This window comes from Nitritalea halalkaliphila LW7 (assembly GCF_000265075.1).
GTDB lineage: Bacteria > Bacteroidota > Bacteroidia > Cytophagales > Cyclobacteriaceae > Nitritalea > Nitritalea halalkaliphila.
In genome coordinates this window covers 19,910-33,637 of sequence record NZ_AJYA01000026.1, presented here as the reverse complement: position 1 = coordinate 33,637, position 13,728 = coordinate 19,910, and the positions used below count along the sequence as shown (strand labels likewise).

Sequence of the window (13,728 nt, the reverse complement as noted above, 5' to 3'; positions counted from 1 at the left end):
ACCTTACGCTTCTTATCAGGCAGGTTTCAGCCCCCACCTGCGCGTTTCGCACGCTCCCAGGTGGCGGGCTGCGCTTTTTTCAGCCACCGGAAAAAGCCTAAGACCGCCGCATAATTCATTACATAGAAATAATAAGGCACAAAAAAACCCTTGATCGAAACGGGAGCGTTACGCAGCCTATATCCAAGAAAGGCTAAACCATAAAAAGCCAGCTGCCCGATGAAAAACAGCGTGTACCCCCAGCCCGCCCCCTGAACTACCAAAAGTGCATTCGTCACCAAAAGAACAGGCAGTAAAAAGGGCGCCAGTGTCCAGCGAAGCACCCGGTGGGAGACATACTGAAACCATAATTTGAAATCGTGAAAAGGATTTGCCGCCAGCGGCAAACGACTGATGCTTTGCCAGCCACCCGCCGCAATACGAATTTTACGCTTAAGCTCTTCCTCTACATTCGCACTCGCATACTCTGAAGCACGCGCCTCAGGAATATAAAGCACCCGATTGCCTTTTTCGGCGATTTTCATCGTCAGCATAAAATCATCCAAAATCGTATCATCCGGCAAAAACTCGAAGCAGGAGCGGCGATAGGACATCAACTCCCCTGCACCGCCCACTAAGGTGTTCCACTGGGCATCCATTCGCTTCAGAAAAGACTCATACTTCCAGTACACGCCCTCGCCTTTGCTGCTGGCAGCGTCGCCTTCATCCACCAAAATGTATTTTTCACCCGTCACAGCGCCCACCTGGGGGTCTGCGTAGGGGCGCACCAGCGCCTTTATGGCCTCAGGGTTTAAGACCGTGTTCGCATCGCAAAAGACCAAAATCTCTCCTTTCGCATACTCCACAGCTCGCTTCATCGCCGCCAATTTTCCCCTACGCTCGGGAGAAAAGAGCGTTGTCACCTCAGGAAAAGAGGCTGGAATGGCCTCGGAACCATCATCGCTACCATCACAGATGAAAATCAACTCCCGCCTGTCTTCCGGATAATCGAGCGCAAGGGTATTATGTACTTTTGACCGCAGGTCAGGACCTTCGTTAAAACAGGGCACGATGACGCTCACAAAAGGCAGTGGCTCGGGTAAGGGGGCCTCCTCGGGCTTGCCCTTCATTTTCGCCAGTACGGTGATCAGCAGGCCGTACCCCAAATAGGTGTACACTAAAATCGCCAAAGAAAGAAAGAAAAGAAATTCCATAGGAGTAAGATTAGCGGTAAAATAAGGTGTCGATAAGGGACCAGAAATGTGCGACACGTGCCGTCCAGGAGTTTTGAGAAGCTCGGGCATAGCGCGCCTGGATGGCTTCGGGAGACTGGTCGGCGATGGCCTTCGGCAAAGCCTCCAAAAAGGCTTCATGGTCTTCTGCCAAATAAATAGCATCTGCAAAACCAGCAATGTCCACAGAGAAATTCGTGCTCACCACGGCCCTGCCCGCTGCCAGATATTCATTGATTTTTAATGGATAAATGCCTGCGGTTAATGCGGTCTTTTCAAAAGGAATCAGCGCACAGTCCATCTGCTTAAGGTAGGCCGGCAGCTCGGCCAGCTGACGAGGGCCGACAAAGTGCACATTCGGATAATCGGCTAACCGAATGGAGGTATGCAGATGATCTTCGCGAGGCCCTACAAATACCAAGGAGGCCTTCGGAAAGCGCCGGGCGATTTTCTCGAGTAAGGCATAATCTTGGCGCTGACATACATTACCTGTGTAGCCGATAATCGGCCGAGGCAGTCCAGCAAGTGCCGACGGGCAGGGCAAGTCCTCCCGCCAGGCTTTGGCGAAAAGCTCCGTATTACCTCCATTCGCAAACACATGCACCTCGCGGCCAGCACGTGCGGAAAGGTCTTGGGCCAAGGCGCCAGAGGAGGCCAAACTAATGGCGTAATCTCCCCGGATAGCAGCGAGTTCAGCCGCCACCCCATGCTTACGCGTGTAGGCATTAATAGCACCGATGGCATCGCGTGAGTGGTAAACGCTCAAGGCAGGCTGCAGAAATTCTTTGAATGTGGATAAGTAAATTGGATTAAATGAGTTCCACAAAATGAAAGACTTATGCCCCTCCGACGCAAGTGCTGCTTGAATAGAATTCGCCAAGACCCTGTCGTTTCTCCTCTGCGCGAAGCGGTAGAGAGGCCCGGGCGGAAGCCAGTTGACCGGCCACATCAGCGGCGGTGTCAGTGCCTTCAACCGCCCGCCTAAGGCTGCGTCTCCTACCTCGCGGAGTACCTGCTCGCCACGGCTCAGCGCCGCCTGTCTATGGGCCAACTCCGGCTGCCCTTTTTCACGCTGAAAGTCCCGAAAAGTATAGGGATAGTCTACATAATACACCGGCTGCTGCTTGGCAAACTCCTGCGCCAGAGACCAGGAAGCCGAAGAGATCGGGCTGTCCCAGCGCGACATGGAGAGCATGACGATGGGAAGCTGCCGAAGTTGTTCAAGGGACCTCATGCATCCAAGTTTAAATGGTTAAAATCGGCTTTGCGCTTCTTCCAGACTTCCGCTATGGACCACACCCGATCATGGGAAGTGGCCATAAAGTCGGTCTTGGCCTGCTTAAAGCCCAGTAAAGAAAGGACCTGTCTCCCAGCAAAAATCGGGATCCAAGGCAGGGCTTCCCAAAGGATTGGAGGTGCGTGCAAGCCCCTCAGGGCTATCACCCAGCCACCTAAAAAGGCCAACCAAGCCAGCCCAAAAAGCGGTAAAAGTGTGGGAACACCGAGCAGAGACACCAAGGTCCATAAGGCCAGTCCCCCCACTAAAAACACAAAAGGGGGTGTAGCGATCATCAGCGCGAAAAAGGCCCCTCCTCGGTCGCCTTTGCGCCAACAGGCGCATCCTAAACGGATAACATCGCCTACATGATCGAAATAAGACTTTAGCCAGCGTGTCCGCTGCCGCTGCACCTGGGCACCGCTGGTACTTTTTTCATCGAAGATCAAGGCGCGCTCCTGAAAAGCGATGCGCCGGCCACTTTCCACCAGTTGCATCTGCAGCAACTTATCCTCTGCCAGCACCACCCCTTCGGTGGACAGCAGGCGGTCCAGGTAGTTTTGGAAAAAATGACGTTCGATTAGCATTCCTGAGCCGGCGATGGTGGCTGAGCTACCCAGTTTATAGGGCAGGAAACGCTGGTGGTAGGTGTAATACAGCTCTCCCAGCGCATCCAAAGCGGCTATTTTGGTGTCCATGTTTTTAGCCACCCGATTTCCCTGAACCGCCTCGAAGCCAGCAGAAAAGGCTTCCGCTAAGGCTTCCAGCGCCTGAGGATGCGCTAAATTGTCGGGATCCAGCACCAGAACAGCATGATGTTCTGACCGAAAAGCTTGGCTGGCGGCATGGAGGGACTTTAGTTTCGAATCCAAGGGCTCCTCTGGCTCGATGACCGTTAGTCGCGCATCCGAGGCTGGTAAATCTGCGGATACGCAGCGATCGGCGACAAGGTAGATATGAAAATTTTGTTCCCCATACCGCTGCCTACGAAGGGACTCGATCAGCGGAAGTGCCACATGCCCTTCTTTATAGGCCGTGATGACACAGGCGATGCTGGGCGGGGTAGCAGCAGCCGCGACAGCTGTATCGGCCTGAAATTGAAGAGAGGTGAAATTTGACCTTCGGTCAAAATGAGTTTTTCGCACCCGATAGAGGCCCTGCATGAGGGGGTATAAAAAGGCAAAAAACAACCATGGAAGGGCGAAAAGGGTTAAGATTGTGGTACTCATGCTGGGGGCTTTACAGCCTTGAAAGTATAAAATTATTTCGAAAATCCCCTTTATCTGCTTAAAAATATGTGGCGCGCTCGTATATTAAAGGGTATCTTCGACTTTACTCTTTTGATTGAGCAGATATGCAAGAAAAAACCATCACCCTGGTACGTACCAAGGCGCTAGAGAATGTGAATGCCCTACAGGTCAGCAAAGGCAGTCGGCGGCTGGCTTTTGATCGAATGAAACAAGAAATTTCCCTGCAGGCCGGGGAAAGTCTCCGCGTGCATCAGGACTGGTGCAGCAGCCCGGAATACCCTTTTGAGCGTTTAGAAGATGGGGCTACCTATGAGATTCACACTGTGCTGCGCAAACTCATCCGTGCAGCCCTTCTTATTTTCACCTTGGTCGGCCTTTACTTGACCTATAAAACCAAAAATCCACTTTTTCTTCTGCCTACCACACTCATTATCGGCTACCTCATCCTCTACCTGACCATTTGGAAGGACCGTTTTCTTTACCTCAGGCAGGTAAGTACATAAAAAATGTCCGATTCGGGCCTTACACCCCAACCGGACATGCGCTAGTTAGCACTTGAGCCACTACGCTCCAGGAGCCCGCCCAGCAAGTCGCTACTTCTTAGTCCTTAGCTAAAAACTGGCGAAGCACATAATGCAAGATGCCTCCATGGGTGTAATAGGCCACTTCTATCTGAGAATCTAAGCGGCAGCGCACCTGGAAGGTTTTACTTGAACCATCAGCAGCTACAGCCTTCACCTCCAGTACCTTTTGGGGCGAAAGCCCCTCCGCTATACCGGTCACCGTAAAGGATTCTTCACCTGTCAGGCCCAACTTTTCTGCCGACTCTCCCTCCATATATTGTACAGGGAGCACGCCCATCCCCACCAAATTACTGCGGTGGATGCGCTCGTAGGATTCAGCCAGCACCATACGGATACCCAGCAAATTAGTCCCCTTAGCGGCCCAGTCGCGGGAGGATCCGGAACCGTATTCCTTGCCCGCCAAAACAATCAGCGGGGTACCCTGCTCCCGATACTGCATGGCGGCATCATAAACAGGCATTTCCTCACCATCCGGCAAGAGACGGGTAAAGCCTCCCTCCTGCTTGGCTAAGGCATTCTTAATCCGCACATTCGCAAAGGTCCCGCGAGTCATGACCTCATCATTTCCCCTGCGCGATCCGTAGCTATTAAAATCTTTAGGGTCTACGCCGCGCTCTTGTAGGTAGCGACCCGCTGGACTATCTGGCTTAAAAGAGCCTGCTGGAGAGATATGGTCGGTGGTGATAGAGTCCCCTAAAACCAGTAAAACGCGGGCCTCCTCGATGTCCTTTGGCGCAGCCGGCTCCTCGGAGATGCCGTCGAAAAAAGGCGCCTCCTTGATGTAGGTACTGGACTCATCCCACTGATAAACAGCATCTTTAGGGGCATCCAGCGCCTTCCACTGTTCATTTCCTTCGAAAATCTCCCCATAAGAGCGGGCATAGTCCTCTGGACTGAGCACCTTGCGCATCTGCTCGTGGATTTCCTCATTCGAAGGCCAAATATCCTTCAGGTATACCGGTTGTAAGTTCGGATCATACCCGATGGGCTCCTCATTCAGATCGATGTCCACGCGGCCTGCCAGCGCATAGGCCACCACCAGCATGGGCGACATGAGGAAGTTCATCTTTACCTGTGGGTGCACACGTGCCTCAAAGTTCCTGTTGCCAGACAGCACCGAGCTGACCACCAAATCATTTTCCTCCACGGCTTTGGCGATATGCACGGGCAGCGGTCCAGAATTCCCGATACAAGAGGTGCAACCGTAGCCTACCACATGGAAGCGAAGTGCCTCTAAATCATCCAGTAAACCGGATTTTTCAAGGTAATCGGTCACCACCTTAGAACCGGGAGCCAGGGAGGTCTTCACCCAGGGCTTTACATCCAAGCCATGCTCGCGGGCTTTTTTGGCCACCAGGCCGGCCCCTAACATGACGGATGGATTCGATGTATTCGTGCAGGAGGTTATCGCAGCGATCACGACCGAACCATCATATAAGGCGAATTTCTCATTATGTAGCTTGACGATGACTGTTTTAAGCCCATCCTTCACCTTCGTTTCGTATTCCACAGCGGCTGGCGCCTGACTACTCGCGGTAGGCATCTGAGAGCCCCCCTCATCGAGCCAGCGCCCCTCTGCCTTGTCCCGATCGTCGATGGGAATATAGGTACGGCCATAATTAGCAAGCAGCAGCTCTTGAAACTTGTCTTTAAATTCACGCACGAGAATCTTATCCTGTGGACGTTTCGGGCCGGAAACGGTGGGAACGACATCGTCTAGATTCAAGGAAACCACGGTGCTGTAGCGGATTTTCTCCTCATTTTCCCGCCAAAGCATATTGGCCTTGCAGTAGGTTTCGACTAACTCGATCTGCTCAGCACTGCGGTTCGTCTTCTCCATATAGTCTACCGTGCGCTCATCGATAGGGAAAAAGGTCACCGTACAGCCGAATTCTGGACTCATATTCGAAATGGTCGCTCGATCCGGGACGCTGAGGCTGTCTAGGCCAGGCCAAAAACCTCTACGAACTTGCCCACCACGCCATGTTCCCGTAAAAGTTGGGTGATGGTCAGCACCATGTCCGTGGCCGTAGTTCCGAGGGGCAGGCTCCCACTTAATTTAAGGCCCACCACTTCTGGCAAGATAAAATAGATCGGCTGCCCAAGGATCGCGGCCTCGGCTTCGATACCGCCCACACCCCAAGCCACTACGCCGATACCATTGACCATCGGCGTATGGGAGTCAGTGCCCACTAATGTATCGGGAAAGACGGCACCATCACGGGCGATTACCCCCTGCGCGAGGTACTCCAAGTTAACCTGATGACAGATGCCCATGCCGGGAGGCACCACTGAAAAGTTATCAAAAGCCTTTTGCGCCCACTTTAAAAACTGGTAGCGCTCACCATTCCGTTCGTATTCGACATCCACATTCTTTTTATAGCTATAATGGGTGCCAAAATAGTCGACCTGCACCGAATGGTCGATGACCAGGTCCACTGGAATAAGCGGATTGATTTCCTCGGCATTCTTGCCCTTGCGCACCGCTTCCGCACGCAGCGAGGCGATATCCACCACTGCCGGAACGCCCGTAAAATCCTGCATCAGCACGCGGGCGGGCTTAAACGGAATGTCCTTATCGGATGCTTCTGGCGACCAGTTGGCCAGTGTCTTGATATGTTCCTCGGTCACCCCGAAATCGTCAAAATTCCTTAGGGCATTTTCCAGCAGAATACGTATGGAAAAAGGCAATGTCTCGATCGGATAGCCGGCTTCTTGCAGGGCCTCCAAACTCCAGTAGGTAAGCGGGCCATTTTTCGTCTCCAGTTCTCGCTTACTCTTAAAAGGATTTTGTTTCATGATGATATGGTTTAAGGTTGTTCGCTGCTTCAGACTCCCCTCACCCATTTCCCTGCCTTCCACTGTCTAAAAGTCTTTTAAATTAACGATTTAAGTCCAAAAATCATTCCTTTTCTCCTAATCCTTTTCTTTTTCAGTCGAGAAACTTGCTTTTCTCACGAAGCGGGACATACGAATAACCGTGAAGGAGCGGTGCCTACGTCCCTTTCGGGACAAAGGAAACCGAGGAGCTAGCTCAAAAAATTCCCCCCATGCCCCATTTTTTCTTTTCCGTTCTTGATTGAACACGGAAGGAGGCTTTCTTTGAAACAAGGATCTAAAGCCATACACCTTGCTAGCGGGCAGTGGGACTTCCTTCCTTAGGATAAGCTACGTTCCTTTAAACGTAGGGATTTTTAAATTTTTATAGAATGAAATTTGTAGAAAAACTAGATTCAGAAGAAATGCACAGCATTCACGGCGGCACCCTATGGAATATAGGCAGGTTTATGGATTATCTATTCAAAGCTGAAGGCATCAGACAAGCTATCAACGATTTTGTGGATGGCTTTAATGAAACGCCTTGTTCTTGTGAAGAAATAAAAGAAAATTAAATAAGCATGGTAGCAGAAATCATTAAATCTTGGCGTGAATCCCCTTCCCCTACTTCTGAATATCGCCACCTTAGACGGGGGTTAGACTCCTCTTATTTTAAAAATATCGGATTTCACTTGCTTTTAACGGGTTTTTTGATCGGTATACTTTCGCTTACAGGGGGAATCGATAGCGTAGAAGGTCTGACAAGTGAAGAAGAAATTTGGGATACATCCTATATTGTCGTTATCTGTATCGGGTTACTTTGGATTCCTTTGGATGAGTTTCTGCTACGTGCTTATTTGCATGCGCGCAAATTCCTGTGGTATTCAGGTGCTGCGGCAGCCCTCTTTTTTGTCGCAACCATTTTACTGGATGCGTCACTGCAGGAACAGGTACTCGCTGCCGGGCTACTACTTTTTTTAGGGTCTTTGGCAGTTTCAAAACGACTTTACGATTGGACTTTTTACAGTATAATCGGTAGTGCACTCTACTATGCCGGCATACGCCTATTGCTACTCCCCGAACATGAGCTTGGTTTATCCCATGCGGCTATCTCGATTGTAGCGATTCAACTCGTATGCTCTGGAATATTTACAGGCATTACCCATCTTCGCCATGGATTTTGGCTAGCGGTGCTCCATCGTACTGTCGTTCAATTTGTATTTTTATTACTTATGCTTGCATCCTTTTGGATAGCAAATTAGAAAAACTTAAATTTTTATGAAAAATCAAGAAAATGGCATGCTAATGCCTCTGTCCGAGTCGGAGTCCAATACAATAGTGGGAGGAGGCTCAATCTTTCACAGTTTTGGAGTCTTAACAAAAAAAGCGTGGTGCGCTGTAAAAGACGCTTACACGTCGTTTAAAGAAAGTCCTGGTGGTGGACAATCTGGTGTTGTTGGCATGAACACCTATGGAGGAAATTCAATAAAAGAAGCCTGATGTATCGAAGCCCTTTTAACTATAAATTAAAAGGGCTTCTTTTATAACACTGATAAAAGAATTGCTTTGCGTCCAGCCAACTACTTAGGAGAAGCAGCTTCTTCCGCTTTGGCTTTTCGCTTGAATCCCCTTCTAAATGGCCAAGTGTACTCCAGAGCATCTAGACCTGCATTTAGGGAAGTGGCGGACTCATCAAGCTTATTCACTAAACTTTTCATCGTAGCGGCGGTCTCTTCATCGTTGAGTAAAAGACCAGCTGTGTTATCCGATTGTTGCAATTTTTCTGTGATCGCGTTTAAACTTTCGGTCATGCGCTCTAATTGACCAGCGGTCGACTGAAAAGAAGCCATAGTTTCTTTTAATCCTACATACAAGGCATCGTCAGTGGTAAGGTCATGGATCAGATTGCCTTCTTTATTGAGTTCTTTCGAGAAACGATTAAGCTCTACAAGCATTTGATTGGCAGTTCTTGAACTTGATTCAAAATTCAAGAGCATCGTTTTAAAGCTTTCAGCGATTGTCGTATCCATAAGGGTGGATCCGATGATCCCTTCACCTGCCGCTATTTTTCCAGTTAGTGTTTTAAGGTCATTCGTGATGGACACCAAGTTTTGATTATTTTCCTGAAGAGTAACCATCATCTGCTCTGTATCGAGCGGCATTTCAGTCATCAGGCGATCACCATCCTCGATCACACCTGCCGCAGAAGTCCCGCCATAGAGTACAATGATTTTATTTCCAATAAGTCCATCAGAACTAATCGTAGCCTTCGAATCCTTGCGGATAAACTCTTTCGTCTTCGACTCGATGTTCATCTCGATTTCTACCTGAGAATCGCCGTAGAAGTTGATACGCCGTACATTCCCGATTTTAACTCCAGAGAACCAGACATTATTCCCTGGCTGAAGCCCCGCTACATCGTCAAAGACTGCTTTTAAGCGGATACTTTTTACAAACTTCTTTTGCTGGCCGCCAAGCGTCAGTACACCGGCGACGAGGATGGCAATTCCGATAAAAACGAAAATACCTACTATGACATTCTTTTTATTATCGTTTCTCATTATTGAATGAAGTTATAATCATAGAAAGACTTTATGCGAGGGTCAGCCTCGGCATGAAATACCTCATCGAAGGTACCCACTGCACCGAATTGGCCATCCAATAGGACAGCCATCCGGTCTCCTGTTACTTTCGCGCAAGTAAGGTCATGCGTAATGACGATGGAAGAAGTATTAAACTCCTCACGCACCTGGTTGATGAGATGATTGATTTCCATACAAGTAATCGGATCCAGACCAGCGGTAGGCTCGTCATACAGCATGATTTCTGGTTCCAAAACCAACGTCCGCGCGACTCCGATACGCTTTTTTTGACCACCGGACAATTCCGATGGCATCTGATTAGCCGTTTGTGGAAGGCCTACCGAATTCAGCAGGCGATCTATTCGGTAATCAATTTCTTTACGGGTGAGCCCTTTTACGTTACGGGTAAGTGGAAACTCCATGTTTTCACGCACCGTCATACTATCGTAAAGCGCCGAATGCTGGAAGGCAAAGCCAATGCGTAAACGTAACTTGTTTAGGGCACCGAGCTTGAGTCCTTTGATGGACTGGCCGAAGATGGTGATATCGCCAGAGTCGATCGGTAATAAGCCTACCATGATTTTAATCAAAACCGATTTTCCGGTACCTGATTTTCCTAAAACGACCAGGTTTTCTCCTTTATACAAATCCAAATCCACTCCACGGAGAACATGGTTGTCTCCGAAAGATTTGAATAAGTCACGAATTTCAACAACCTTCTCCATATTATAGTGCACGTATGGCGTTTACAATTTGTAGCGCCAACAGCTCCTCGATAAAGATGAGGAACATGGCCATTACTACCGCCGCATTCGCCGCTTTCCCTACCCCTTCTGTTCCTTTCGAAGAGTTGTAGCCCTTATAGCAGCCCACAATCCCGATCGTAAAGCCAAAGACCAAAGATTTTAAAATAGAGGAAAAGATATCCAAAAAGGAAACGGCCTCAAATACCTGTACGAAGAAAGTGGATAAGGAGACCATTTCATTCGCATTTACATTTAAAAAGGCACCCATGAGCGCCACAAAGTCCGTGTACATCACCAAAACCGGAATCATAAAGGTAGCGGCAAGGGTTCGTGTGACCACCAGATACTTGAACGGGTTGATGGCGGATACCTCCATCGCATCGATCTGCTCCGTTACCTTCATGGAGCCTATTTCTGCGCCGATACTTGACCCTACCTTACCCGCAGCGATAAGGGCAGTCACAAGGGGCCCCATGGCACGAATAATCGCGATCGATATAAGTGCCGGCAACCAGGAAGTAGCTCCAAATTCAGAAAGAGAGGGACGAGACTGGTTGGTAAATACGACACCCACGATAAATCCTGTTAGGGAGATAAGCGGTAAACTGCGGTATCCGATTTCATAACACTGGCGAGCGATCTCCTTAAACTCGTACGGCGGCTTCCATACCTCCTGAAAAAATCGCTTCACAAATAAAAAGGCGCTTGCTAAACCAATAAAAAAACGGTCAATCTTTTTACTGATTACAGGCCCCTTAGTAGCTGGCATCTGCCCCATAGTCATTTATTCTCTAAAGCTTGTAAAAACGTGTAGCGGAGCACCCACACGAAGGGGCTGCTACTGAATAGTTGTCACCGAAATATGCAGCTAAACTAACAAATAACATTCCAAAGCATGTGCTGCTGACACGAATGTGGCGAATTCTTTTCCACCCTTTGCACAAAGTTAACTTTTTCAAACGCCTTTCGGATCGGAAAGCGCTATTTTTTTGATTTAGGACAACCTAATTATTTTAGGGAAGGCTAATTTAGTCGTGTCTAAATATTATTTATAGTGCTTTTTATCAATTACTTAGATAAATAGGCTTCATTCCATACATAGGGGCTTCACGCGAGCTATAAAGTAGTTAGGCTGAGGTCGTTTTTTTGCTTCTGAACCCCTGAAAAAAACCCCGTCATGCATTTTCACGCGCAGATTTTCTGGCAGAGTCTCCTCCAATCCTGTTTCTCCCCTCTCCTTTCCGGATTAGGGATTCGAAAAAAAAGTGTATTTTCGGATCCTATATAAGAGTTACAGCATATGCAGAAGTCCCCCACTAAGGCCCGTTGGACAGACAAGCTTCAAGACATTTGGTTCTTCATTCGTGAGCGCTTCGACTTGCATGAAGGCAAAGAAGAAGAGGCCGAAACCATCGACTATATCCGGAAGAATGTGGAGTTCCGAGGCGCCAACCTTTGGATCCTGATATTTGCCATCTTGGTGGCTTCTGTAGGATTAAATGTGAACTCCACCGCAGTCATCATCGGGGCCATGTTAATTTCCCCTCTCATGGGGCCGATTATGGGGATCGGACTGGCGGCGGGTATAAATGATTTCGAGCTTGTAAAAAAGTCTTTTAAAAACTTGAGCATCGCTGTACTCATTAGTATCCTGACCTCTACCCTTTATTTCAGCTTTACCCCGCTCGATGATGCGCAGTCTGAGCTACTGGCAAGAACGGAGCCCACCATCTGGGATGTGCTCATCGCCTTCTTCGGAGGACTAGCGGGAATCGTGGCAGGGTCTCGAAAAGAAAAAAGTAATGCCATTCCCGGCGTGGCCATCGCCACCGCCCTTATGCCGCCACTCTGTACGGCTGGTTTCGGATTGGCCACGGGCAACATGTACTACTTTTTCGGAGCGTTTTACTTGTTTTTCATTAACTCTGTTTTCATCAGCATTTCTACCTACCTCATCGTGCGCTTTATGCACTTCCCTAAAAAGGAGTTTTTAGACCCGAGGAGAGAAAAGCAGGTTCGGCAGTATATCACCTTCTTTGCGCTAGCCACCATCATCCCCAGTGTTTATCTCGCGTACAACATCGTCACCCGAACGTTCTGGGAAAAGGGAGCAAGCACCTTTATCGCTACTGAATTCGATTTCGAACGCACACAGGTGATCAACACGAAGCTGTATTATGCGGCAGACAGCAGCCATATCGAAGTAGTGCTGATTGGAGATAAATTGAGTGAGGACCAACTTACCGCCATTAAAAAGAAAACGGAAGCCTTCGGATTAAAAAATACCTTTGTAAGTATCAAACAAAGTGGAGATGCGGCTGCCGATATGAACGTGCTGCGCTCAGATATTTTAAAAGATCTTTATGATCGCAACATGGCCACCCTCGAAGATAAGGACAAAAAAATAGCCCTCTTGGAAAGAGAGCTGGAAGGGTATGTGGCTACAGCTGGACAGGCCCCCCTCTACTTGCGCGAGGCCCGCGTGCACCATAAAGACCTACAGCGCTTCACCCTCAACCAGGTCTTGCTGGCGAATGCGGAAGGCAAGGTAGATACTTTACTTATGGCCTATGCAGGTTTCCAGAAGCGCCCCAGCCCAGCAGAGCTAGCGCGCTTCCAGGAATGGCTGAAGGTGCGCACGCAGGCAGACACTGTGGCGCTGATCGTCCAGTGATGGAGCAGAAGCGGTGTAAGCCTGCTCCCCACCTGCCTCATGCGCAGGGCAAGTGGGCGTACTTACCAAGTGGTAGCCTGCAGGCGGGCAAACACCCGAATCACGTCACTGATACTGATCTGACCTACTAATTGCCCAGAGGCACTGAGCACAGGGAAGCGGCGCACTTTCTCCACACGAAAAGCCTGAGCAGCCTCGAAAAGCGACATGTCCTGCTGAAGCGTGCGCACTTCACGCGTCATGTAGTTTTCTACCGTACTTGGGTACTGAGGCGTGTTCGAATACTTGCCCCGAATCACTTCCTGCAAGCAATCCCCTTCGGATATCATGCCGATTAATTTCCCCGCATCATCCACGACCGGAGCACCTGAAATTTTCTTTTGGGCGAAGACCTCCACGACCTTTAATACCGGGTCCTCCGGCCGAAAAGTAATCAACTTCGTACTCATACAGGCGCCCACCGTGAGGGCCGCCTCATTTTTTTTGGTTTCTACCACACGTACTCCTTGAAAGCTCTTGACCATAAGACATATTATTTAGATTGTGAAATGGAATTTAAGAAAAATTTTTGGGAATAACAAATCTTAA

At 49.1% G+C, this 13,728-nt stretch carries 12 protein-coding genes and 1 pseudogene; 5 read left to right on the top strand and 8 right to left on the bottom strand.

The window, feature by feature from the left end:
- Positions 1-26 precede the first annotated feature (26 nt).
- Genes A3SI_RS09910 through A3SI_RS09900 form a run of 3 tightly spaced genes read right to left on the bottom strand, consistent with a single transcriptional unit; the run spans position 27 to position 3,716 of the window.
- Positions 27-1,193 (bottom strand): glycosyltransferase family 2 protein, encoded by a 1,167-nt coding sequence (locus A3SI_RS09910; protein ID WP_009055555.1) that lies wholly within the window; start codon positions 1,191-1,193, stop codon positions 27-29.
- A gap of 10 nt (positions 1,194-1,203) precedes the next feature.
- The gene (locus tag A3SI_RS09905) at positions 1,204-2,445 is read right to left on the bottom strand and encodes a glycosyltransferase (RefSeq protein ID WP_050977478.1); all 1,242 of its coding nucleotides are present in this window, start codon (positions 2,443-2,445) and stop codon (positions 1,204-1,206) included.
- A complete protein-coding gene (locus A3SI_RS09900) occupies positions 2,442-3,716 on the bottom strand; it encodes a glycosyltransferase (protein WP_009055552.1) in 1,275 nt (424 codons plus the stop codon). Before A3SI_RS09900 ends, A3SI_RS09905 begins: the two co-directional genes overlap by 4 nt.
- 125 nt (positions 3,717-3,841) lie before the next feature.
- On the opposite strand from A3SI_RS09900, the gene A3SI_RS09895 reads away from it, so the two are divergent.
- Positions 3,842-4,240, top strand: a complete 399-nt coding sequence (locus tag A3SI_RS09895) for a hypothetical protein (RefSeq protein ID WP_009055550.1) — start codon at positions 3,842-3,844, stop codon at positions 4,238-4,240.
- Between the two features lie 97 nt (positions 4,241-4,337).
- On the opposite strand, the pseudogene acnA reads toward A3SI_RS09895, so the two are convergent.
- Positions 4,338-7,120, bottom strand: a pseudogene (gene acnA / locus A3SI_RS09890) (aconitate hydratase AcnA).
- A 410-nt stretch (positions 7,121-7,530) separates the two neighbouring features.
- Between acnA and A3SI_RS09885 the strand changes: the two are divergent.
- From A3SI_RS09885 to A3SI_RS09875, 3 genes are read left to right on the top strand one after another with little or no spacing between them, the layout of a single operon-like run.
- Entirely contained in the window at positions 7,531-7,713 is a 183-nt protein-coding gene (locus A3SI_RS09885; protein WP_009055549.1) for a hypothetical protein, read from the top strand.
- A gap of 6 nt (positions 7,714-7,719) precedes the next feature.
- Positions 7,720-8,400, top strand: a complete 681-nt coding sequence (locus A3SI_RS09880; RefSeq protein WP_009055547.1) for a hypothetical protein — start codon at positions 7,720-7,722, stop codon at positions 8,398-8,400.
- A gap of 16 nt (positions 8,401-8,416) precedes the next feature.
- Positions 8,417-8,638: a hypothetical protein gene (locus tag A3SI_RS09875; protein ID WP_009055545.1), complete on the top strand. Its 222-nt coding sequence runs from the start codon at positions 8,417-8,419 to the stop codon at positions 8,636-8,638.
- 80 nt (positions 8,639-8,718) lie between these two features.
- Here A3SI_RS09875 and A3SI_RS09870 read toward each other — a convergent pair whose 3' ends face one another.
- The 3 genes from A3SI_RS09870 to A3SI_RS09860 are packed head-to-tail and all read right to left on the bottom strand — an operon-like array spanning position 8,719 to position 11,244.
- A complete protein-coding gene (locus A3SI_RS09870) occupies positions 8,719-9,699 on the bottom strand; it encodes an MlaD family protein (RefSeq protein ID WP_009055543.1) in 981 nt (326 codons plus the stop codon).
- A complete protein-coding gene (locus A3SI_RS09865; RefSeq protein WP_040670644.1) occupies positions 9,699-10,445 on the bottom strand; it encodes an ABC transporter ATP-binding protein in 747 nt (248 codons plus the stop codon). Before A3SI_RS09865 ends, A3SI_RS09870 begins: the two co-directional genes overlap by 1 nt.
- A 1-nt stretch (position 10,446) precedes the next feature.
- A complete protein-coding gene (locus tag A3SI_RS09860) occupies positions 10,447-11,244 on the bottom strand; it encodes an MlaE family ABC transporter permease (protein ID WP_009055540.1) in 798 nt (265 codons plus the stop codon).
- 522 nt (positions 11,245-11,766) lie between these two features.
- Between A3SI_RS09860 and A3SI_RS09855 the strand changes: the two genes are divergently transcribed.
- The gene (locus tag A3SI_RS09855) at positions 11,767-13,140 is read left to right on the top strand and encodes a TIGR00341 family protein (protein ID WP_009055537.1); all 1,374 of its coding nucleotides are present in this window, start codon (positions 11,767-11,769) and stop codon (positions 13,138-13,140) included.
- 62 nt (positions 13,141-13,202) lie between these two features.
- Here A3SI_RS09855 and A3SI_RS09850 read toward each other — a convergent pair whose 3' ends face one another.
- Positions 13,203-13,664, bottom strand: coding sequence for a CBS domain-containing protein (locus tag A3SI_RS09850; RefSeq protein WP_009055535.1), 462 nt, complete (start codon positions 13,662-13,664; stop codon positions 13,203-13,205).
- Between the last annotated feature and the right edge of the window lie 64 nt (positions 13,665-13,728).

Excerpts from the sequence above, each read along its gene's own strand:
- A3SI_RS09910 (WP_009055555.1), bottom strand. The coding sequence starts at position 1,193 with ATGGAATTTCTTTTCTTTCTTTCTTTGGCGATTTTAGTGTACACCTAT.
- A3SI_RS09860 (WP_009055540.1), bottom strand. The coding sequence starts at position 11,244 with ATGGGGCAGATGCCAGCTACTAAGGGGCCTGTAATCAGTAAAAAGATT.
- A3SI_RS09885 (WP_009055549.1), top strand. The coding sequence starts at position 7,531 with ATGAAATTTGTAGAAAAACTAGATTCAGAAGAAATGCACAGCATTCAC.
- A3SI_RS09865 (WP_040670644.1), bottom strand. The coding sequence starts at position 10,445 with ATGGAGAAGGTTGTTGAAATTCGTGACTTATTCAAATCTTTCGGAGAC.
- A3SI_RS09895 (WP_009055550.1), top strand. The coding sequence starts at position 3,842 with ATGCAAGAAAAAACCATCACCCTGGTACGTACCAAGGCGCTAGAGAAT.
- A3SI_RS09875 (WP_009055545.1), top strand. The coding sequence starts at position 8,417 with ATGAAAAATCAAGAAAATGGCATGCTAATGCCTCTGTCCGAGTCGGAG.
- A3SI_RS09855 (WP_009055537.1), top strand. The coding sequence starts at position 11,767 with ATGCAGAAGTCCCCCACTAAGGCCCGTTGGACAGACAAGCTTCAAGAC.
- A3SI_RS09870 (WP_009055543.1), bottom strand. The coding sequence starts at position 9,699 with ATGAGAAACGATAATAAAAAGAATGTCATAGTAGGTATTTTCGTTTTT.
- A3SI_RS09905 (WP_050977478.1), bottom strand. The coding sequence starts at position 2,445 with ATGAGGTCCCTTGAACAACTTCGGCAGCTTCCCATCGTCATGCTCTCC.
- A3SI_RS09850 (WP_009055535.1), bottom strand. The coding sequence starts at position 13,664 with ATGGTCAAGAGCTTTCAAGGAGTACGTGTGGTAGAAACCAAAAAAAAT.
- A3SI_RS09880 (WP_009055547.1), top strand. The coding sequence starts at position 7,720 with ATGGTAGCAGAAATCATTAAATCTTGGCGTGAATCCCCTTCCCCTACT.
- A3SI_RS09900 (WP_009055552.1), bottom strand. The coding sequence starts at position 3,716 with ATGAGTACCACAATCTTAACCCTTTTCGCCCTTCCATGGTTGTTTTTT.